The sequence below is a fragment of the Bradyrhizobium lablabi genome (assembly GCF_018129385.1).
GTDB classification, from domain to species: domain Bacteria; phylum Pseudomonadota; class Alphaproteobacteria; order Rhizobiales; family Xanthobacteraceae; genus Bradyrhizobium; species Bradyrhizobium lablabi_C.
Map to the genome: position 1 here is coordinate 61,005 of NZ_JAFCLN010000026.1, position 22,453 is coordinate 83,457.

A 22,453-nucleotide genomic window follows, 5' to 3' on the forward strand; every position below is an offset into this window, starting at 1 on the left:
AGCAGGCGTTGGACAAGGCGCCGGATGCGTTCCGAACCATCAGCGAAGTCGCTGACGAACTCGACATTCCCCAGCATGTCCTGCGCTTCTGGGAAACGCGGTTTGCCCAGATCAAGCCGATGAAGCGCAGCGGCGGCCGCCGCTACTACCGCCCCGACGACGTCGATCTCTTGAAGGGCATCCGCCGGCTCCTGTACGGCGAGGGCTACACCATTCGCGGCGTGCAGCGGATCCTGAAAGAGCACGGCATCAAGGCGGTGCAGGGTCTGGCGGACGCTTCGGTTGCCGCTTCCTTCGGCGCGGTCGAGAAGACGCTCGAGCAAACCCTTGCCGAGGAAGAGGGTGACGCGGCGCACGGCTACGAAGCCGAGAGCGAAGACGAGGACTACGAGGGCGGCGACGAAGGCATCGACTTCCGCTTCCTCGAACATGACGAGGACGGCATCGCCAAGGGGCTCGACGCTGCCCCGGCCGCTGCCGCCGGCGTCCGCCAGGCCGACCGTGCCCGGCTGGAAAGCGTGTTGCAGGAACTGATCGCGGCCCGGCAATTGCTGGATCAGGCGCTGAAGGACGGCTGACCGACGGGCCGGAACCAGCCGTTTGTGGCATCTGTCGGGACAGATTGCGTGCCTTGCGCTGCCGCGCGATGGACGCTAAGGGAACGGCATCGGAGCGTGGCGCAGCCCGGTTAGCGCACTAGTCTGGGAGACTAGGGGTCGGAGGTTCAAATCCTCTCGCTCCGACCAAAGTTTTTTCCGAATTCCGGCGCGAAATGGCGTCGCGGAATGCTTTCAAAGATCGCGACAGATGAGAGGCGGCGACTGCCGCCTGCATCGGACATCGAGTCGCCGCCGGAGCGATCCGGCGGCGCGCGCGATACGCAATACGAGCTGGCTTAGCGGCCGCCGCCACCACCTCCGCCGCCGCCGCCACCACCACCGCCGCCGGCATCACGCAGAGCCGGATTGTCGGTCGGGTCGAGGTAGTTGACCGTCCTGCCGGGGGTCGGACGAACCTTCCTTTTCTCGAGCGATTGCACATAGGCGATGTGGTCGCCGCAGGCGCGCATCGATACTGCCTGGTCGCAGATCATCATGGATGTGGCGGAAGCCGAGCCGGGCATTGCACCCATCGCTGCGAAGGCAGCGAACGCGGCCGTGGTGAACTTCAATTTCATCGACACTGGAATCTCCATTCCTTGTTGGCGAAACCGGAATGGATTCGCACGCCAGTTCGACGGCGCCAGATGAAAGCCGGTTCGAGCGCGCACACGCCAACGTGAACCGGACATTTCCTCCATGAATGCCTGTTCATGAAGGCGCTTGCGTTGAAGTCCAGCGTTTGAAGATGAAGCGAGCACGCGTCGACGCGCATCGTTTTTGCGAACTGCCGCACGCGGTGACGGACGCGTGCAGCGGCAACGGCGTCAGCCGCCTTCGTTGAGCTCATCGCAATAGACAGACAGCAAGGTCGCCGCATCCTGGTTGAGAGGCTCGGCGATCGTGCGTTGTTGATCCGTCTCTGTCGAGATCGCCGAAATCAAATCCTCTCTGGTCAGGATTCCCTTCCGCAACAATTCGCCGGCCAACACCTTCGCGAGCGAGAAAGCCGCAAAGCTGACGGCGTCTTCGTTGATGCGCATCCGATCGCCTCCATTGTCGAGCTGCCGTGCGACCTGCCATGCCGGCTCCTGGTCCGTGGACCGTCCTTGAAAGCTTCGGCTGATGCGGCAATCGTAAAGACGTTCTTCTGCTTTGCATCGGGCGAGCCAAAGGATACAGCAGGCAGATAGATTTTTTCTGATTTTAGAATTTTGGGATTGGCATGGCAAAGACGATCACCCTCAACGCGGCTCCGACATGGCCGGGTGTAAAGGACGATTATCTTCTTCGTTTCGAAGGGCACATTATTGGACGCATCCGGTTCGCGGTATCGGCCTGGGAGTGGCATATCACGGTGCCGATGGCGCTGCCGTCCTGGGCGGAAGGAAAGACCTCCAGTCTGGACGACGCGAGAAAGGGATTTGCCGCGGCCTGGGGCAGGCTGTTGAAGGAGACGCCGCCCGCGCGACTGGCGCGCGCCTGGGAGCTGGAGGACGCTGCTGAAGAACGTCGCAAGCGAATGGAAAAGGCCGGAAAGGATGACGCCAAGAATGAAGCCAAGCCGTCGACCTCTCCGGGAGGCGAGAACGAGACGAATTGATGGGGACCGCGACCGCCGCCGATCCGGATCAAGGCGGGGCGCATGGGTTAGCCGTGCGTAACGTCGCCTGAAAGCCCTTGATAAGGGCAGCGCCGTTTGGCACTCTTGCGCAATAATTCACATATAGCTGAGGCGCCATTATGCAAAAATTGATTTGGGCTGGAGCGACGGCAGTCTTGATCATGGCGCCTTGCGCCAGCAGCGCGCAGAGCGTCACTTATCCGTTCGGCGATCCGCCATATCGTCTGAACTGGGAATACAATCCGGAAATTCAGTCCGGCTGCTGGAAGTGGAATTGGCAGCAATATCAGTGGGACGATCATTGTCCCATCTATGTCACTCCCAAGGCTTATATGTATCCGCGCACAAGCCGCGCCGCGCTGCGCGTCAAGGGCTAGCGCCTCAGATCCCGCCGCCGGTATCCTGAAGCTTCCGCGTCAGGACTGCTGGATCGTGCAGGCGACCTGGGAGTGCTTGCCGAAGTTCAGGACCGCGTTGTCGCGAAAGCCGTCCAGCCAGAAGCCGCGGCCCGCATAACGATATCCGACACCCATCGGCACCAGCCGGACATGCGCACCACCGCGGTGGCCGGTATGCAGCGAAGCGGTGATGACTTCGCCAACGACACTCACGGCGATCGGGCAGAGCGGATATTGCCGGCCGTTTTCGCAGACGAAAACGATCTCCGAACAGCCACCCCGGCCTGACGAAATCAGACCCAGATCAGCAGCCGAGGATGGATTGGGAAGAACCGTTGCAGCAACACCGAGGAATGTGAAGCTTGCGAGAAGTTTTCCAAGACCAGCGCGCATCGGTGCCCCCAAAAAAGAAAGTATACCCAATCAGAGCAAAAATCGCTCGCTGGGTCAAACTGCGGGGAAGTCGCAACCGCTGCCAGAACCACGGGCTGGAATGCTCATTCGGCCCGCCTGGCGCCTGCAAAAATCGACAGTATCGCAGTTCAGGAAGCGGAAGGACCACTGATGCCACGTACTTCCCCGGCGGTTGCCGGCTGGCTCTTCGGCGCAGCCATTGTGTTGCCGGCATACAACGGTGGTTCGCAAAAGCGACGCCGGGTCACGACCACGGGCGGAAGTTCTCAGGGTGTCGCTGCCGAGCCCGAATTGGCCGAAACTTTCATCGGGCCCAGCCGCTGATTCGGTCCGACCTCCGCAACTGGCTTGGCTAGCGGGAGAGAACACCTGATGCGCCTTTGCGAGAAATCCGCCACCCCAAGATTCTTTCGGAAATGCTTGTTCGGTCTGATCGGGACGCTTGTCGCGTTACTTGGCGTCTTGTTTTCCCAATCCAGCCTCGCGGCAGAAACCTTTGACGGCCCCAGCTTTCGAAAGGGCATGTGGCGTTTCGTGCGAACGCATAATGTCATCTCGTATCCAACGATGCAGCATCGACTGGTACGACAAGAAGCCACGCGCTGCGTCGATCCGACCGAAGCGATGAAACTGACTTTTTCGCCGGCAACCGTCGGCAACTGCGTTTCAGCCAAGCCGGAAAGAGAAAACAACACCTACGTATTCGCAAAAAGATGCGACAACATGGGACCGGTCCGCACCGTCATCACGGTCGACAGCGAAGATGCGTACACGGAATTCAATGAGCTGATTGCAGGTACTGTCCCGAAAACCGATTTTGTCACCGCTCGCAGAATTAGTGACTGCGAGGAAGAGGCGACAAGTCGGGACGATTCCTCCGTCGTGGTTCAGAGGATCTCTCCTTGAACCGAGCGATCATTTAGAAGGCTAGATTTTCTGCTGGGCTCCAGGGCCGCTTACATTGACCCTGATTTTTTGAATCTCTGTCCGGCCGCCGGAATATTTCACCTCGATCGTCATCGCATCATCGCCCACAAAGCCGGGCGGCGACTTGTAGAACGCGACATAGGCGGGGACCTCGAGTGCAAGGCAGGCCTTGTAATTCGTTGCCTTCACCTTGGCTGACTTGACCGTCACCTTGCCGGAGGCGGGCGCATCGACCAGCCGTATCGTCGGCAAGGGCCCTGACGAACAGTCCGGGAGTACGTTCAGATAGACGCCGATCTGGGTGTCGCTGTTCGCCAGCGACTTTACGGTTCTCTCGACGGTGCGAGGCGTCTCTTGCGCATGCGCCGGAGCGGCAAAAAGCGCGAAGATGAACAGCGCGCCGGAGAATAATACCTTCATTTGGATCCTCCGACCGCCGGCGGTTCCATCAGGTTCCCGCCAAGCTACTCATATCAAAGCTGTTTCTGGAACCGTATTCTATTTCGATCCCAATTTACCACTGTCAACCAAAATTCGAACGTTAACTGTTTGATTTCATTGACCCTCGCTGCGGTTAACAATACCCTAACGCCTAAGATTTTCGAAAAGTTTTTTGCCAACTTGAATTCAGGTTAGCGAAAAAAGTTTTAGGGCAGGGGTAGGTTTATGAACGCACAGTTTCAGGTTGCGCAGGCTACTGGCGCGTCCGGTTCCAATAAAGCCACACCAATCCGAATCTTCAAACTGACAAAGCCGCTTTCCGAGCAGGCGGTCGTCGTCAACGTCGGCTACGATCAAAAGGTACAGCTCGACTTCACATCGATCGCCAATGATCGGATCACGCTGGTCCGCGTCGGTGAGAAGCTGATCATTCTGTTCGATAACAAGTCGACGGTTACGGTCGAGCCGTTTTTCGATTCACGGCACGACTCGGCGCAAAACTTCACCATCGAGGTTGCGCCCGGCCGCGAAGTTTCGATCGGCGAGTTCGCCTCGCTGTTTCCGATCTCTACCGACCAATCCGTCCTGCCGGCTGCGGGCGATGGTGGCGCCAGCGGCGCCCAGGCGAGCGGCGCCAATTTCAGCAACCCGACCGTCGATCCGCTCAACTCCGGCAATCCGCTCGATCTGCTCGGTCAGGAACAACTCGGAACCTTTAGCTCGACCTTCGAGGTCGGGTTGCTCGTCAATGGATTTCCCACCACCTCGGCCAACGCAGAGCTCGTCTTTGACGAAGATGGATTGAACGGCGGAAATCTCGGCGGCCCCGACGATCGCGACCCACTCACCAACGGTCCGATCAGCGCGACCGGAATTCTCGCGCACACTTATGGCTCGGATGGCGCCGGGACCACGCTGCTCCTGGCGACGGGAGCGCCCGTTGGCTTTACCTACACGCTGAGCGGCGGCGGCACGGTCGTGACCGTCAGCCAGTTTCAGAACGGCGGCAATGTAGACATCATTCGGATCGTCCTGTCGAACACCACCGACGGCGCCTTCACGATCACACAGCTGCACGCAATCGATCATCCGGCCGGCGGCACCGAGGACGACCTGTCGTTTGTGTTCAACTATCGGGTGACCGACAGCAACGGCGATATCGTCGACGGCTCGCTCAGCCTTTCGGTCGATGACGACAGTCCCGTAGTCGGCGAGAACACACCGGTGGTCTTCGACGAAGACGCGCTGGCCGGCGGCAATCAGGGCGGTACGGGCGATTTCGACCCGGCCACCAATGGTCCGATCACGGCAACCGGCACGCTCGCGCACAGCTATGGCGCCGACAACGCCGGCACTATCCTCCTGAACGATGCCGGCGCGCCGGAGGGCTTCACTTACTCTGTCGATGCGACCGGAACGGTGCTGACCGTCAGTCAGATGCAGAACGGCGTCAGCGTTGACGTCCTGCAACTAACGCTGACCGACACGACATCGGGCAGCTACAGCATCACCCAGTTGCATGCGATCAATCATGCGCCGGGTCAGGACGAGAACAATCAGAGCTTCACGTTCAGCTATGACGTGACCGATCACGACGGCGACACCGCCAGCGGAACGCTGTCGCTGACCGTCAATGACGATACGCCGATCGCCTTGCCGGGAGATGGCAACGGGGAAGGGGAAGGCTCCGGCTCGTTCACCTTTGCAACGGTCTATGAAGACGGCCTCAACAACGGTCAGTCGCTCGGTAACGAGGAGCCTTTCCATTCCGCCACGTCGGTGAACATCACCGCCGCGGACTTGCTCGGCCTCGTATCGTTCGGCGTCGACCAGCCCGGCAGCTTCAGTCTGAATCCCGATGCAACCGCGCCGGCTCTGTTTTCTCACGGCGACCCCGTCAGCTACTCGGTGGTCGGCGATACCCTGACGGCATCGGCCGGGGGGCGCACCGTCTTCACGCTGCACGATAACGGCGATCAGACCTTCACCTTCACGCTGGTCGATCAGCTCGACCACCAGGGCTTTGGCGATTTTGAAACGCTGACGATCAATCTCGCATCGGCGTTCCTGGCGACCGATTCCGACGGCGACAGCGTCGTGCTCGACGGCACATTCAATATTGCCGTCGAAAACGACATCCCGGTCACGGCGTCGAACACGCTGGTCAGCGTCGATGAAGACGATCTGACGCCGGCCGGCAATGGCGACACCACCTCTCCGGGCGACGATGCGACCGCGGTCTCGCCGGTCACCGGCACACTGAACTTCACGGTCGGGGCCGACGAATCCGCAACCGTGGGCTTTGCCTCGCTCGATGGCACGGCGGTGCTCGATACCAACGGTGCCGCGGTCAAGGCAGGCGGCGTTGAGCTGACCTATCTGTGGGATTCCGCGACCAACACGCTCTATGCGACGCCGGACGGCACGGCCGGAAGCGCGGCGTTCAAGATCGAGGTCACGAATCCCTCGACCGGCGCCTACAGCTTCTCGCTGCTGGGCCAGCTCGACCATCCTGGCCACGACGATCCGGGCGTTGAGGGCACGCAGACCGCCTATGAAGACAATATCAACATCGACCTGACCTACACCGTCACCGACTTCGATCACGATTCGGCAACCGGAACGCTGTCGATCTCGATCGACGACGACATGCCGATTGCGCTGCCCGGAAACTCGGAAGGGGAAGGCGAGGGCTCGGGCTCGTTCACCTTCGCAACCGTCTACGAAGACGGTTTGAACAACCAGCAGTCGGTCGGCAATCAGGAGCCGTTCCACACCGATACATCGGTCGTCATCACGGCGGCGGATCTGTCCGGCCTGGTGTCCTTTGGCGCCGATCAGCCTGGCAGTTTCTTCAGCCTGAATTCCGATGCAACGGCGCCGACGCTGTTCTCTCACGGCGATCCCGTCACCTATTCGGTGAGCGGAAACACCCTGACTGCTTCGGCAGGCGAACGCATCGTCTTCACGCTGCACGACAACGGCGATCAGACCTTCACCTTCACGCTGGTCGATCAGCTCGACCACCAGGGTTTTGGCGATTTCGAAACGCTGACCATCAATCTCGCATCGGCATTCCGGGCGACGGATTCCGACGGCGACAGCATCGTGCTCAATGGCACGTTCAATATTGCCGTCGAAAACGACATCCCGGTCACGGCGTCGAACACGCTGGTCAGTGTCGACGAAGACGATCTGACGCCGGCCGGAAATGGCGACACCACCTCTCCGGGCGACGACACGACGGCGGTCTCGCCGGTCATCGGCACGCTGAACTTCTCGGTTGGCGCGGACGAGTCTGCAACCGTGGGCTTTGCCTCGCTCGATGGCGCGGCGGTGCTCGATACCAACGGTGCCGCGGTCAAGGCGGGCGGCGTTGAGCTGACCTATCTGTGGGATTCTGCCACCAACACGCTGTACGCGACGCCGGACGGCACGGCCGGAAGCGCGGCGTTCAAGATCGAGGTCACGAATCCGTCGACCGGCGCCTACAGCTTCTCGCTGCTCGGCCAGCTCGACCACCCTGGCCACGACGATCCGGGCGTTGAGGGCACGCAGACGGCCTATGAAGACAACATCAACATCGATCTGACGTATACCGTCACCGATTTTGACCAGGATTCAGCGACCGGAACGCTGTCGATCTCGATCGACGACGACATGCCGATCCTGGTTCAGGCGCCGGTCAATCTCATTAGCAATGGCGACTTTAGCCAGGGCACGTTTGCCTCATTCCCCGCCTTCGGCGGCGTTGCAGGGCCTGGTGGTGTCACAGGCTGGGTGGTCAGCAATTCAACCTTCGAGCCTCCGGCGCCGGGCGGCCTACAGGTCGAGCGCGTCTTTGACGGCTATCTGGGCATGCACACGTCGACCCATGGCGACATGATCGACATGGGCGCTTCGCCCGGCAATATCCAGATATCGCAGCAGCTTAGCGGCCTCACCGCCGGTCAGACCTACGCGATCCAGTTCGAGGCCGGCGCGCCGTATCCGGAAACGGCCACACTCGAGGTGATCTGGAACAACACCGTCATCGGCACCATCCATCCGACCGGTCCGATGACGTCATATTCTTATGTCGTCACGGCGACCGGAATTGCCGCCAACGACCAGATCACCTTCCGCGAAGTCGGGCAGGGTCACGCCACGATTGCGGGTTCGGCGGACGAGGGCTATCACGGCACCTATCTGGCCAACGTGTCGGTCATCGCCACTGCCGTGGTCGACGAGGACGGCCTGACCGGTCAGCTTTCGTTCGGCAACCACGATTCGCAGGTGGGTGATGCGCTCGATGCCAACACCGATGGCGACGCCAATGAAGCGACCGCGACCGGCAACCTGAACATTCAGTGGGGCGCCGACAATCTGGATTCGGCGGCGGCTGATACGACCACGGGACCATTCGGGACGCTGGTCCAGGACGCGCCCGGCGGCGCCGCCAACCGCAGCGTCACCTTCACCGATGCCAACGTCACGGTCGCCGGCGGCGTGCCGCTGACTTCGCAGGGCGTCGAGGTGACCTTCCATCTCAACAGCGATGGCACCGTGTTGACCGGCGTGGCCGGCGAACGGACCGTGTTCGAGGTTTCGCTGTCCGATGACGGCACCGGCAGCTATCGCTTCGTGCTGCTCGACCAGCTCGATCACGCGCCGAACGGCAACGAAAACGACATCGCGCTGACCTTCAACTACACCGCGACCGACTCCGACGGCGACGCCGTCGACGGCAAGTTCATCGTCTCCGTCGACGACGACGTGCCCGTGCAGGCCACTTCGGCGACCGTCTCCGACTCGGTTCAGGAAGACGCGCTGACGGACGCGAACTCGAACCATCAGTCGATCGGCAATGCCGAGGGCGGCCAGACCACGGTTGCAACGGGCTCGCTGAGCTCGCTGGTGTCGATCGGTGCCGACGAACTCGGCACGTTCTCGCTGGTCCAGAATCCGAGCGGATTGACCTCGGTTACCTCCAAGGGCGAGACGGTCCTGTACACCGTCAGCGGCAATACGCTGACCGGCTATGTCGACGGCAACAACAACGGCTTCGACGCAAGCGACCGGCAGGTGTTCACGCTCGAGGTGCAGTCGAACGGCGACTACAAGTTCACGCTGCTCGACCAGGTCGATCACACCCCGAACTCGCCGGCCAACGATGACAGCCAGACGCTTATCCTGAACCTGTCGTCGGCGATCCGGTTCACCGATGACGATGGCGACACCATCACGCTGTCGGACGGCTTCACGATCAGCATCGAGGACGACATCCCGGTCACGGCGTCGAACACGCTGGTGACGGTGGATGAGGACGATCTGGCTTCCGGCAACCACGACACGACGTCGCCCGGCGACGATGCGACGTCGGTTTCGCCGGTCACCGGCACGCTACAGTTCGCGGTCGGCGCGGACGAGCCTGCTGCCGTGGGCTTTGCCTCGCTCGATGGCGCGGCGGTGCTCGATACCAACGGTGCTGCCGTCAAGGCGGGCGGCGTCGCGCTGACGTATCTGTGGGACTCTGCGACCAACACGCTCTACGCGACGCCGGACGGCACGGCCGGTAACGCAGCGTTCAAGATCGAGGTTACGGATACCTCGACCGGCGCCTACAGCTTCTCGCTGCTGGGTCAGCTCGACCACCCCGGTCACGACAATCCGTCGACCACCGGAACGGTGGAGACTGCCTATGAAGACAACATCAACATCGACCTGACCTACACCGTCACCGACAAGGACGGCGACACCGCCACCGGCACGCTGTCGGTCTCGATCGACGACGACATGCCGATCCTGGCCGCTGCGCCGACCAACCTGATCGCCAATGGCGACTTCAGCCAGGGGACGTTCACGTCCGCCTCGTTCGGCGGCATCGCGCAACCTGACGGTGTGACCGGCTGGGTGGTTGCCAACTCGACTTTCGAGCCGCCGGGCTCGGGCCACCTGCAAGTCGAACGCGTCATTGACGGCTATCTCGGCATGCACAGCTCGACCCATGGCGAGATGATCGACATGGGTGCTTCGCCCGGCAATATCCAGATTTCGCAGCAGCTTAGCGGCCTCACCGCGGGGCAGACCTACGCGATCCAGTTCGAGGCCGGTGCGCCGTATCCGGCAACGGCCACGCTGGAAGTGATCTGGAACAACACCGTCATCGGTACCATCCATCCGACCGGTCCGATGACTTCGTATTCTTACGTCGTCACGGCGAGCGGCATTGCCGCCAACGACCAGATCACCTTCCGCGAAGTCGGGCAGGGTCACGCCACGATTCCGGGTGCGGCGGACGAGGGCTATCACGGCACCTATCTGGCCAACGTGTCGGTCGTCGCCACCGCCGTGGTCGACGAAGACGGACTGACCGGTCCGGCGGCCTTCGGCAACCATGACAGCCAGGTCGGTGACAATGTCGTTCCCGATACCGATGGCGATAACAATGAAGCGACCGCCACCGGCAATTTGAACATTCAGTGGGGCGCCGACAATCTGGATTCGGCCACGCCCGACGGTACGGCCGGATCGTTCGGGACGCTGGTTCAGGACGCGCCCGGTGGCGCCGCCAACCGCAGCGTCACCTTCACCGATGCCAACGTCACTGTCGCCGGCGGCGTGCCGCTGACCTCGCACGGCGAGGCGGTGACCTTCCATCTCAACAGCGACGGCACCGTGCTGACCGGCATGGCCGGCGAACGGGCCGTTTTCGAAGTATCGCTGTCCGATGACGGCACCGGCAGTTATCGCTTCGTGCTGCTTGACCAGCTCGACCATGCGCCGAACGGCAACGAAAACGACATCGCGCTGACCTTCAACTACACCGCGACCGACTCCGACGGCGACGCCGTCAGCAGCAAGTTCATCGTCTCCGTCGATGACGACATGCCGACGGCCGGCGAGAACGCCATTGTCTACACGGACGACGAGACGGCGACGCATACGGATGCTGCGCCGAACCTTGGCGGCGCGGACGACTATACGGGCACGCCGGCGGCGAACCTGACCGGCACGCTGGCGCACGCCTATGGCGCAGACGGTGCGGGCACGACGCTGCTGCTCGCCACCAATCCGACGCCCGGCTTCGTCTACACGCTGAGCGCCGGCGGCACGGTGCTGACCATCAGCCAGATCCAGGACGGCTCGCCGGTCGACGTCATGAAGCTGACGCTGACCAACACGACGTCGGGCGCCTACACGGTCGAGCAGCTCAATGCGATCGATCATTCGGCGCCGGGGGCGAGCGAGGAGAACCTGCTGCTCAACGTCAACTATCGCGTCACCGACGGTGACGGCGATACGGTCGACGGCGCGCTGACCATCAATGTCGACGACGACACCCCGACGCTGATCGCCGACGACATCTGCGAGAGCACGCCGGCGGAGCCGGGCGATGTCGCCAACTTCGTGCTGGTGCTGGACACCTCGGGCAGCATCGAGTCCGGGCAGCTGTCGCTGGTCCAGAACGCGGTGGAGAACCTGCTGGAGCAGATCGGCTCGTCGGGTGCGCAGAACGTGCGGATCCACATCGTGCAGTTCGACACCACCGCGAGCGCGGTGGGGACCTACGACATCATCGTCAACGGCGCGCTGGTGCAGAGCGCGCTGGATGATGCGATCAGCGACGTCGATGCGCTGAACTCGGGCGGCAACACCAACTACGAGGCCGGGCTGCAGCAGGCGCTGCAGTTCATCCAGGGCTACACGCCGACGCTGGAGGTCAACAACACGATCTCGACGTTCGACGCCAACCAGCCGGGCGGCGACAACGACACCGCGCAGATCATCGGCAACGGCTCGACGCAGATCGCGCTGGTGACGGCCTGGACCTCGCCGGGCACGGCGAACAGCCAGCTGCTCGATGTCGGCGGCGACATCGGCGACGGCTTTGGCGCCAACGACGACGCCATCGATCAGGGCCAGATGGTGCGCTTCGACTTCGGCGCGTTCGACAATACCTTCAACGCCACCACGGTGTCGAACTTTGTCTCCGGCGGCTTCAACGGCGTGCCGGTCACCAGCGCGACCTTCCTGCTGGACGACCGGACGTCGGGCGGCGACACCGACTTCTCCTACAAGATCGTGTTCGTCGGCGGCGGCGAAGAGACCGGCGTGCGCAGCGTGGACGGGCCGAGCGAGTCGCTGACGCTGGCCGGCACCGGCAGCAATGCCGGCAAGCAGATCGCCTATGTCGAGTTCTCGGTCGGCAACGGCGATTCCGGCGACGTCGACCTGGTGTCGGTGACGCAGCCTTCGGTTGCGCCGGGCACGCTGCCGAACGCCGACGTCAACTCGCTGATCTTCATCTCGGACGGCGAGCCGAACACGGCGAACGGCGACAATGGCGGCACGATCTCGGTGGGGGCGCAGGCGGCGATCGACCAGATCCTCGGCTCGGACGGCTCCAACGAGGTCGGCGAGACCGAAGGCAACAGCGGCGGGCTCGACCAGGCCTTCACGATCCAGGCCTACCATGTCGGCTCGCCGACGGTGACGGTCAGCGTCAACTCGTCGTCGTCCTATGACGCGAACAGCGCGTCCGGCAACAACGACACCGCGCGCATCGTCGGCAACGGCTCGACGCAGATCGCGCTGGTGTCGGGCTGGACCGCGCCGGGCACCACCAACGGCCAGCTTGTCGACGTCAACGGCAACAGCGACGGTATCGATGACGGCTGGGGCGTGCAGGGCGGCAGCAGCGACCAGAACGTCAACACGACGGAACTGCTGCGGTTCGACTTCGGCTCGTTCAACAATTTCGGGGTGGCCAACTACACCTCGAACGGCTTTAGCGGCCTCAATGTTCTCAGCGCCACGTTCACGCTGGACGACAACACCAGCAGCGGCAACACCAACTTTGCCTATACGATCCACTTCGTCGGCGGCGGGACGCAGAGCGGCTCCAGCGACGTCAACGGCAGCACCAATGTCACGCTGACGGGCACCGGCGGCAATGCCGGCCTGCTGATCGACTATATCGAGTTCTCGGTAACCGGCGGCAGCTCGACGGCCGGCGACATCGACCTTCAGTCGGTGGTGATCCCGAACCCGGCGCTGTCGCTGCTCGACCAGGTGGAAGGGACGGGCGGCGATGCCGACAGCATCACGTCGCCCGGCGATCTCTCCAGCAGCCTGAGCCAGTTGATCGCCTCGCTGGCCGGCACGCCGGGCAGCGAAGCCAATTGCGGCCCGATCGTCGTGCATGACGAGACCAGCGGGATCGGCGCCCAGGGCCCGAACGGGCAGAACGACGTCGCCGGCAGCACGGTGGTCGGCTCGACGACGATCGCGGGGCTGTTTGCCGGGGTTGCCAACCCGGGCAGCGATCCGGATGCCACGGCCGACAATGGCGCGATCGGCTTTGCGCGCAGCGGCGCCGGCGTCTCGCCGGTGACGTTTACGGCCAATTACGGCGCCGACGGTCCGGCGACCAGCAATCCGGTGGCGCTGACGCTGTCGATCAACGGGGCGAACGGGGCGGTCGATTCCGGCCTGGTCACCACCGACAACCACAAGATCTACCTGTTCCTGGAAGGCGGGCAGGTGGTCGGCCGGGTCGACCACGACGACAGCGGCACGGCGACCGCCGGCGATCCGGCGGCGTTTGCCGTCGCCATCAACCCGACGACGGGCGAATTGTATGTTGCACAATACCTGTCGCTGAAGCACCCGACGCCGGGCGCCTCGCATGACGAGCAGGTGGTCATGGCCAACGACGCCATCCGCGTCACGGTCACCATCACCGACCACGACCTCGACCAGGTCTCCTCGCAGGCCATCAGCATCGGCAAGTATATCGGCTTCCAGGACGATGGTCCGACAGCGACCGCGCTCGGGATTGGCAACGAGACGCTGGTGCTGGACGAAACGCGTCCGCTCGACACCGACACGGACGGTGTGGCGCCGAACGGGCTTGCGACGATTACCGGGACCTTCGCGGACAACTTTGCAACCCCGGTCTACGGCAGCGATGGTGCGGGCAGCACGACCTACGCGCTGGTGCTGAACGGAACGAACGTCAACTCCGGCCTGTTCGCGCTGGATCCGACCGACACCACCGTGGTCGGCAACGACGGCATCGGCCAGGGTGACCCGATCGTCCTGAACCAGTCCGGCAACACGATCACGGGTACGGTCGGCTCCGCCAAGTACTTCGAGATCACGGTGAACCCGGCGACGGGCCAGATCACCTTCACGCAGTTCGCCAATATCTGGCACGGCAATACCGGCAACGACGACGACACCTCGACGCTGACGCTGTCAAATGCCGATCTGCTGAAGCTGGTGCAGACCGTGACCGACGGCGATGGCGATACGGCCACCGCGTCGATCAATCTCGGCACCGGCGTGTTCCAGATTCAGGACGACGGGCCAAGTGTGTCCGCAAACCAGACCGTGTACACCGACGACGAGACGGCGACCCATCCGGATGCCGCGCCGAACCTCGGCGGAGCGGACGACTATACCGGCACCCCCGCTGCCAACCTGACCGGCACGCTGGCGCATGACTATGGTACGGACGGCGCGGGCTCGACGTTGCTGCTCGGCACGAATCCGACTCCAGGCTTCATCTACACGTTGAGCCCCGGCGGCACGGTGCTGACCATCAGCCAGATGCAGGACAACACGCTGGTCGACGTGATCAAGGTGACGCTGACCAACGCGACGTCGGGCGCCTATACGGTCGAGCAGCTCAACGAGATCGATCACTCGGCACCGGGCGCGAGCGAAGAGAACCTTCTGCTCAACGTCAGCTATCGCGTCACCGACAGCGACGGCGACACGGTCGACGGCTCGCTGACGATCAACGTCGACGACGATACCCCGACGGTTGCATCGAACACCCTGGCCACGGTCGATGAGGACGATCTGACGGCCGGCAACCACAATACGACATCGCCGGGCGATGATACGGCTGCGGTGTCGGCAACCGGCACCTTGCAGTTCTCGTTCGGCGCCGATGGCGCCGGCACGGTTGGCTTTGCTTCGATGAATTCCACGGCGGTCGTGGACACTGCCGGCCATGCTGTGACCGCCGGCGGACAGGCGCTGAGCTATCTCTGGGATTCCTCGACCAACACGCTGTACGCGACGCCGGACGGCACGGCCGGACATGCCGCGTTCAAGATCAGCATCAATCCGACGAGCGGCGCCTACACCTTCACGCTGCTGGGTCAGGTCGATCACCCCGAGCATGACGACCCGAATGTTACGGGCACGCAGACGGCCTACGAAGACAACATCAACATCAACCTGACCTACACGGTCACCGACCACGACGGCGATCCCATCACCGGCACGTTCGGCATCTCCATCGACGATGACATGCCGATCATCGGATCGGCGGCTGCCAACACCAACCTGATCGTCAACGGCAGCTTCGAGCAGGGCCACGACGATCTGGGCAACAATCAGTGGTCGATCTACCACTCGATCCCCGGCTGGACGACGGTCGACATCGGTGCGGCTGGCCCGAACGGCGACATTCCGTTCGAAATCCAGACCGGCAATGTCAGCGGCGTTCCTGCACAGGACGGCAACTCGCTGGTCGAACTCGATTCCGACCCGACAGGCGGGAATCTGTCCGGCGGCGACCACTTCAACAACTCGAGCCCGCTCCGTCTCAACACGACGATCCAGCAGGTGGTTGCCGGCACGCAGTCCGGCGAGAACTACGAGCTCACGTTCTATTATGCGCCGCGGCCCGGCGCGGGCGACGCGGACAGTTCGAGCCTGAACGTCCTGTGGAACGGGACGGTCGTCAAAACCATCGACTCCACCGGAATGACGCCCGGAGTCTGGCAGTTGATCACGGTCAGCGTGATCGGCACAGGTCCCGGCGACAAGCTGGCGTTCCAGGGCGCTGGGCAGGAGAACCAGCTCGGCGCGCTGATCGACAATGTCAGCCTTGTCCGGGCGATCTTCGTCGATGAAGACGGTCTGACCGGGCCGCTCTCCTTCGGCAATCACGATGCCCAACCGGGCGACAACAGTGTCGCCAACACGGACGGCGACAACAACGAGGCGACCGCGACCGGCCATCTCAACATCCAGTGGGGGGCCGACAACCTCGACAGCGGTGTCGATACCGCAGCGGGTCCGGCGCAGTCCGGCACGCTGATCCAGGATGCCTGGAACGGCATCGGCGACCGCAGCCTGACGTTCACCAATACGACCGTTGGCGTGTCGGGCGTCTCGTCGCTCACGTCGAAGGGCGATGCGGTGGTGTTCTCGGCCAATGCCGACGGCACCGTCCTGACCGGCGTGGCCAATGGCCGTACCGTCATCGAAATCTCGCTGTCCGACGAAGGCACCGGTGCGTTCCGTGTCGTGCTGAAGGACCAGCTCGATCACGCGCCCGGCAACGCAGAGAACGACATCTTCCTGACGTTCAACTACACCGCCACGGATTCCGACGGCGATGCGGTGACCGGCAGCTTCACGGTCGGCGTCGATGACGACATGCCGGTTGCCAATGCATCCGCTTACGTGTCCGGCCAGGTCGACGAGGATGACCTCAGCGCCGGTGTCGGCGGCGACAACTCCACCGGCATTGCTGCCGAGGGCAATGGCCCGTCGGACGCTGTGACCGACAAGACGGTGTTCCTCGCTGCCACCCTCAACACCCTGATTGGCGGCAGCGGCGCCGACGAGCCGGCATCGATCGTCCTACAGTCCGTGTTTGCCAACGGCACCGTGGTCAAGGACATCAACAACAACGACGTGACGTCGCACGGTTTCGTCGTGAAATACGCGACCGTCGGCGGCGACGTCGTCGGCTTTGCCGACGTCAATGGCGACGGTATCCGCAACGGCGGCGAGAACGACGTCTTCCGCATCTCGCAGGCCGCAAACGGCAACATCACTTTCGACCTGCAGGACCAGATCGATCACCCGCACGCGTCGGGCGACGGCGGAGTCCTCGAACTCAACCTCTCGGCGGCACTGCTGATCGCCGACCATGACGGCGACACCGCGCCGGTGGCGAGCGGTACGTTCACCGTCAAGGTCGAGAACGACATCCCGGCGGATACCACCGCGACCGTCACGATCAGCGTCGCGGAAGATACGCTGAGCACGAGCGCGCCGACGCCGGTGGACTTCACCAACGGCAACCCGGATGTCGGCAGCACGCTGACCGACGAGGCGCTGTTCACGAATGCCGCCCTGCAGACCCTGGTGCTGCCGGGTGCCGACGAGCAGGCAGTGTTCAGCCTGAATACCTCGGCCTCGGGCGTCGTGCTGACGAGCAACGGCGAAGTCGCGACCTCGCACGGCCTCAACATCCGCATTGGCTTCGACGGCACGAACGTCGTCGGCTACACCAATGGAGTTGGCGGCAACAACCTGACCTATGATGCCGGCGTCGACCGCATCGTGTTCCAGATCTCGGCGGTCGGTAACGGCGACTTCAGGTTCGACCTGCGCGACAAGATCGATCACATCAGCGACACCACCGGTCTTGACGGCCTTGGCGACACCGGAACGCTGGTGCTGGATCTCTCGAAGGCACTCGTTGCCACCGATTTCGACGGCGATGCCGTCAATCTCGGCCTCGGCTCGATTCTCGTGTCGATCGAGAACGACGTTCCGGTTGCGGGCGTCTCGACCGCCTATCTCGACGAAGACGCGCTGAGCGGCAATCTCGGCGGTCCGGACGACTACGACACCGCGACCAATGGTCCGGTCTCGGTCAACGCCAGCCTCAACGTCAATTTCGGCGCCGACGGTGCCGGCACCACCGCGTTCCTGCTCAGCGGCTTCACGCTGCCGAGCGGTTTCACGCTCGATCCGTCGTCGACATCGAGCCACATCGTCATCAAGCAGGGTGCAACTCCGGTCCTTGAGTTGACGCTGACCAATGCCTCGACGGGGGCCTATACGGTCACCCAGCTCCATGTGATCGACCATCCGTCGCTCGACAACGCGGCCGGCGACAACACGGAGAACAATCTCCAGTTTACGATCAGCTACACCGCGACGGACTTCGACGGCGATATCTCCACCGGCTCGTTCACCATCGACGTCGATGACGATACGCCGACCGTGGTCGGATCTAACAGCAGCGCGCCGACCATCACTGACGATGAAACCTTCCTCGGAACGAACAACACGGCTTCGTTCGCGGGCGCCTTCACGTCGTCCTTCGGTGCTGATGGCGCGGGCACGCTGACCTATGCGGTCGGCGTCTCGTCGAGCGGGGTCGATTCGACCCTGATCGACACCGCGACCGGCCATCATGTGTTCCTGTTCCTGGAGAGCGGGGTGGTTGTCGGCCGCGAAGGCACCGATGCCACCAACGCCCAGGCCAGCGGCGCGATCGTGTTCACGGTCAGCGTCGACGCCAATGGCGTTGTCACGCTGGATCAGCAGCGCGCGGTGGTCCACACGCCGGACTCCGGGCCGGACCAGGCCACGAATCCGTCCACTGCCAGCCTGATTACCCTGACGGCAACCATCACCGATCACGACGGTGACAGCACGAGCGCTACGCTCGATATTGCCGACAACCTGGTGTTCAAGGATGACGCCCCGACGCTGGTCGGGTCGGCCACGCCGATCGTGGCTGACGTCGACGAAGACGGCCTGAGCGGTCATAACGCCGATGCCGGCCGGTTGGGCGAGACCGGTGCGGTATCGCCGAGCGCGACGGCGACCGGCGTTGCCGGCTCGCTGAGCGGTTTTGTCAATTTCGGCGCGGATGGTCCGGGCCTGAACGGCTTCCACCTGGCGACCGTCACGACACCGGCCACCACCACGTTCACCTCGAACGGCCAGCCGATCCTGATCGTGTCGGACGGCACGACACTGCACGGCTATGTCGAGAACGGCGTTGCCGGCTCCGGCTTCGACAGCCTCAACGACCGCGAAGTGTTCACGCTGACGGTCGGCCTGAATGGTTCGTACAGCTTCACGCTGAAGGACCAGATCGATCATCCGACGCTGGACAGCCAGACCGGCGACAACACCGAGAACACGCTCGGCGCCGGAAACCTGATCGACCTGTCGGGCTACATCGTCGCCACCGACGGCGACGGCGATTCCGTCACCCTCGGCTCGGGCACGTTCAAGATCGACGTGCGCGACGACATTCCGGTCCAGAGCTCGGCGACGGAAACCAACCACGTCGAGGAAGACGCGCTCAACAACACCCAGTCGGACGGCAACCAGGAGAACGGCAGCCAGTCGGCGGTGGCCACCGGTTCGCTGACCTCGCTGATCTCGGCCGGCGTCGACGCGCCCGGCACGTTCTCGCTGATCCAGAATCCGACCGGACTGACTTCGGTCACCTCGAAGGGCGACGCGGTTCTGTATTCGGTCAGCGGCAACACGCTGACCGGCTATGTCGACAGCAACAACAGCGGCGGCTTCGACGCCAATGACCGGCAGGTATTCACCCTGCAGGTGCAGGCGAACGGCAGCTATACGTTCACGCTGATCGACCAGATCGACCACATTCCGAACGTCCCGGCGAACGACGACAGCCAGAAGCTGGTGCTGGACTTCACGCACGCGATCCAGTTCACCGACGCGGACGGCGACACGATTGCGCTCACCGGTCCGAGCACGACGACGAGCGTCACCACCGGCGTTACCATGCACTCCGGCCAGTATCCGTATCCGGCCGGCTACACCACCGGCGGCGTGACGTTCCATGGCGTCGAGTTCACCGGCAGCGACACCCACACCTTCAGCCAGAGCTCCTTCAATGTGTCCGGGCAGGGCGCCGCGGTCGCCAACAATCTTCTCGAGGACAACGAAGGCATCATCATCTCGAAGCCTGGCACGGATGCGGTCAGCTTCACCATCAACGGCAATGTCACCGGCACGATCACCTGGGAGGCCTACAACGGCAGCCTTCCCGTGTCCGGCAGCACCGGTGTGACCGGCGGGCCGATCACCATCCCGGCCAATGGCGGCCTTGTGACGATCGATCCGGCGGCGGATTTCGACCACATCATCATCCGCTTCGACGTGGCGAACGGCGACAAATTCCGTGTGGAGAACTTCTCGACCACGACGGTCACCACCACGAACGGCGGTGTGTTCACGATCGGCATCGAGGACGACCTGCCGGTCGCGCTGAACGGCAGCGCGTCGGTCGGCACGGTGTTCGAGGACACGCTGACCGGCCTGTCGACGGGCAATCAGGAAGGCGGTAGCCAGCCGACGTCGATCACGTTCGGCGCCTCGGCGTTCACCTCGCTGGTGTCCGTGGGCGCCGACGATGCGCCGACGCTGTCGTTCAACGTATCGAAGGACGGCACTTCGGCCGGCGTCACCTCGAAGGGATCCGCGGTTGCGTTTGAGGTCGAGACCGACGTGGTCACCGGCAAGGCAGCTGACGGCCGCACGGTGTTCACGCTGACCGACAATGGCGACGGCACGTTCACCTTCAAGCTGTTCGACCAGGTCGACCACTCGAACGCCTCGGGCGATGCGGGCACGCTGGAGCTCAACCTGGCGTCGCTGTTCCGCGCCACCGACTTCGATGGTGACAGCGTCGGCCTGACGGGCTCGCTCATCGTCACCATCGAAAACGATATCCCGACCACCGCCTCGAACTCGCTGGTCGTTGCGAATGAGGACGACCTGGGCGGCGGCAATGCCGGCGGAACCGGCGATGACAGCTCGGCCAACCTGACCGGCACCTTGCACTTCGCGGTCGGCGCCGATGAGCCGGCGGCGGTGGGCTTCGCCTCGCTGAACAACACTGCCGTGACCGACGTCAACGGCGCTGCCGTGACGGTCGGTGGCGTTGCCCTGCAATATGTGTGGGTCTCCGCGACCCACACGCTGTACGCAACACCCGATGGCACGACGGCGAATGCGGCGTTCAAGGTTGAGATCACCAACGCCGCAACCGGCGCGTACCAGTTCACGCTGCTGCATGCGATCGACCACCCCGGTCACGACAATCCGTCGACGACGCCGGCGGTCGAGACTTCCTATGAAGACAACATCAATATCAACCTGACCTACACCGTCACCGACAAGGACGGTGACAGCACCACCGGCACGCTCGCCGTCTCGATCGATGACGACACGCCAATTGCGAATGCGGAGCTTTCACAGAACGTCGTGGAGGGCACTTCCACTACCGGCACGCTGGACTTTGCTCCGGGCGCCGATGGCGCGAAGGTGACGCATATCAACGGCACCGAGTTGGTGTTCAACCCGGCCGATTCGAACTATTCCCAGGCGATCGTCACCGACCACGGCACCCTGAAGGTGAAGGCGGACGGCAGCTACCTCTTTACGGCGCAGGGGGATGATTTCTATCTGACTGGCGGCACGGTCACCGGCACCTTCACCGTCACGGATCGCGACGGCGACACTTCGACCGCCAGCTTCACCTTCAACGTCACGGACGATGCGGACGTGACCGCGGTGACGCTGAACGACGTGACCGTGAACGAGGGCGTGGGTACGGCGACGATCTCGGCCAGCGTGGACCATGCACCGCAGGGCAGCGACCTGCATCTCACCCTGAGCAACGGTGCGACGATCACGATCCTCGCCGGTCAGACCACCGGCACATCGACGGCATTCCCGATCCAGGGCGAAGACCCCTACATCGATCACGAGACCTACACCGTCTCGATCACCGCTGCGAGCGGCGGCAATTACGAGGCGTTGAATACCGCCGACACCGCGACGGTGACGGTCAACGACACGATCAATACCAACTTCGTGACCCTCGACGACGTCGTCGTTCTCGAGAACCAGACGATCGTCTACACGGCGCACATGAACTACGCGACGACTGAAGATGTCGTCGTGACGCTGAGCAATGGCGTCGTGATCACCTTCACGCCCGGACAGTTGAACGCATCTTCCGCGCCGCAGCCGGCGCAAGGCGAAGACGTGTATGTCGACGGCGAGGTGATCCCGGTTTCGATCACAAGCGTGGTCGGTGGCAATTTCGAAGCGATCGACAAGACCGACACCGCGACCGTGACGGTCAACGACACCATCGATCCGACCACCATCACGCTGAACGACCCGCCGGTGCTGGAAGGCGGCAACGTCACGCTGACGGCGACGGTGTCGAGCGCACCGCAGCT

At 63.1% G+C, this 22,453-nt stretch carries 9 protein-coding genes and 1 tRNA gene; 6 read left to right on the forward strand and 4 right to left on the reverse strand.

From position 1 onward, the window contains the following. Nucleotides 1-8 precede the first annotated feature (8 nt). A complete protein-coding gene (locus JQ628_RS31620; protein WP_212229728.1) occupies nt 9-578 on the forward strand; it encodes a MerR family transcriptional regulator in 570 nt (189 codons plus the stop codon). 90 nt (nt 579-668) lie between these two features. After that, nucleotides 669-746 (forward strand) — tRNA-Pro (locus tag JQ628_RS31625). A 149-nt stretch (nt 747-895) separates the two neighbouring features. On the opposite strand, the gene JQ628_RS31630 is transcribed toward JQ628_RS31625, so the two are convergent. Both JQ628_RS31630 and JQ628_RS31635 read right to left on the reverse strand, forming a co-directional pair. Then, entirely contained in the window at nt 896-1,183 is a 288-nt protein-coding gene (locus tag JQ628_RS31630; RefSeq protein WP_433996178.1) for a hypothetical protein, read from the reverse strand. A 243-nt stretch (nt 1,184-1,426) separates the two neighbouring features. Then, complete coding sequence (locus JQ628_RS31635; RefSeq protein ID WP_212229730.1) at nt 1,427-1,642, reverse strand: hypothetical protein; 216 nt, start codon at nt 1,640-1,642, stop codon at nt 1,427-1,429. A gap of 182 nt (nt 1,643-1,824) precedes the next feature. On the opposite strand from JQ628_RS31635, the gene JQ628_RS31640 reads away from it, so the two are divergent. Together JQ628_RS31640 and JQ628_RS31645 are read left to right on the forward strand one after the other, a co-directional pair. Beyond that, a complete protein-coding gene (locus JQ628_RS31640; protein WP_212229732.1) occupies nt 1,825-2,202 on the forward strand; it encodes a hypothetical protein in 378 nt (125 codons plus the stop codon). 140 nt (nt 2,203-2,342) lie between these two features. Beyond that, nucleotides 2,343-2,600, forward strand: coding sequence for a hypothetical protein (locus JQ628_RS31645; protein ID WP_212229734.1), 258 nt, complete (start codon nt 2,343-2,345; stop codon nt 2,598-2,600). A 39-nt stretch (nt 2,601-2,639) separates the two neighbouring features. Here JQ628_RS31645 and JQ628_RS31650 read toward each other — a convergent pair whose 3' ends face one another. After that, entirely contained in the window at nt 2,640-3,026 is a 387-nt protein-coding gene (locus JQ628_RS31650) for a hypothetical protein (RefSeq protein ID WP_249128657.1), read from the reverse strand. Nucleotides 3,027-3,455: 429 nt separating this feature from the next. On the opposite strand from JQ628_RS31650, the gene JQ628_RS31655 reads away from it, so the two are divergent. Beyond that, nucleotides 3,456-3,941: a DUF3617 domain-containing protein gene (locus JQ628_RS31655; RefSeq protein ID WP_212229736.1), complete on the forward strand. Its 486-nt coding sequence runs from the start codon at nt 3,456-3,458 to the stop codon at nt 3,939-3,941. A 21-nt stretch (nt 3,942-3,962) separates the two neighbouring features. Here the strand turns inward: JQ628_RS31655 and JQ628_RS31660 are convergent, their stop codons facing one another. Beyond that, complete coding sequence (locus tag JQ628_RS31660; protein WP_249128658.1) at nt 3,963-4,382, reverse strand: hypothetical protein; 420 nt, start codon at nt 4,380-4,382, stop codon at nt 3,963-3,965. A gap of 246 nt (nt 4,383-4,628) precedes the next feature. Here JQ628_RS31660 and JQ628_RS31665 point away from each other — a divergent pair. Beyond that, the coding region (locus JQ628_RS31665) for a DUF5801 repeats-in-toxin domain-containing protein (RefSeq protein ID WP_212229738.1) at nt 4,629-22,453 on the forward strand (17,825 nt) is incomplete at its 3' end.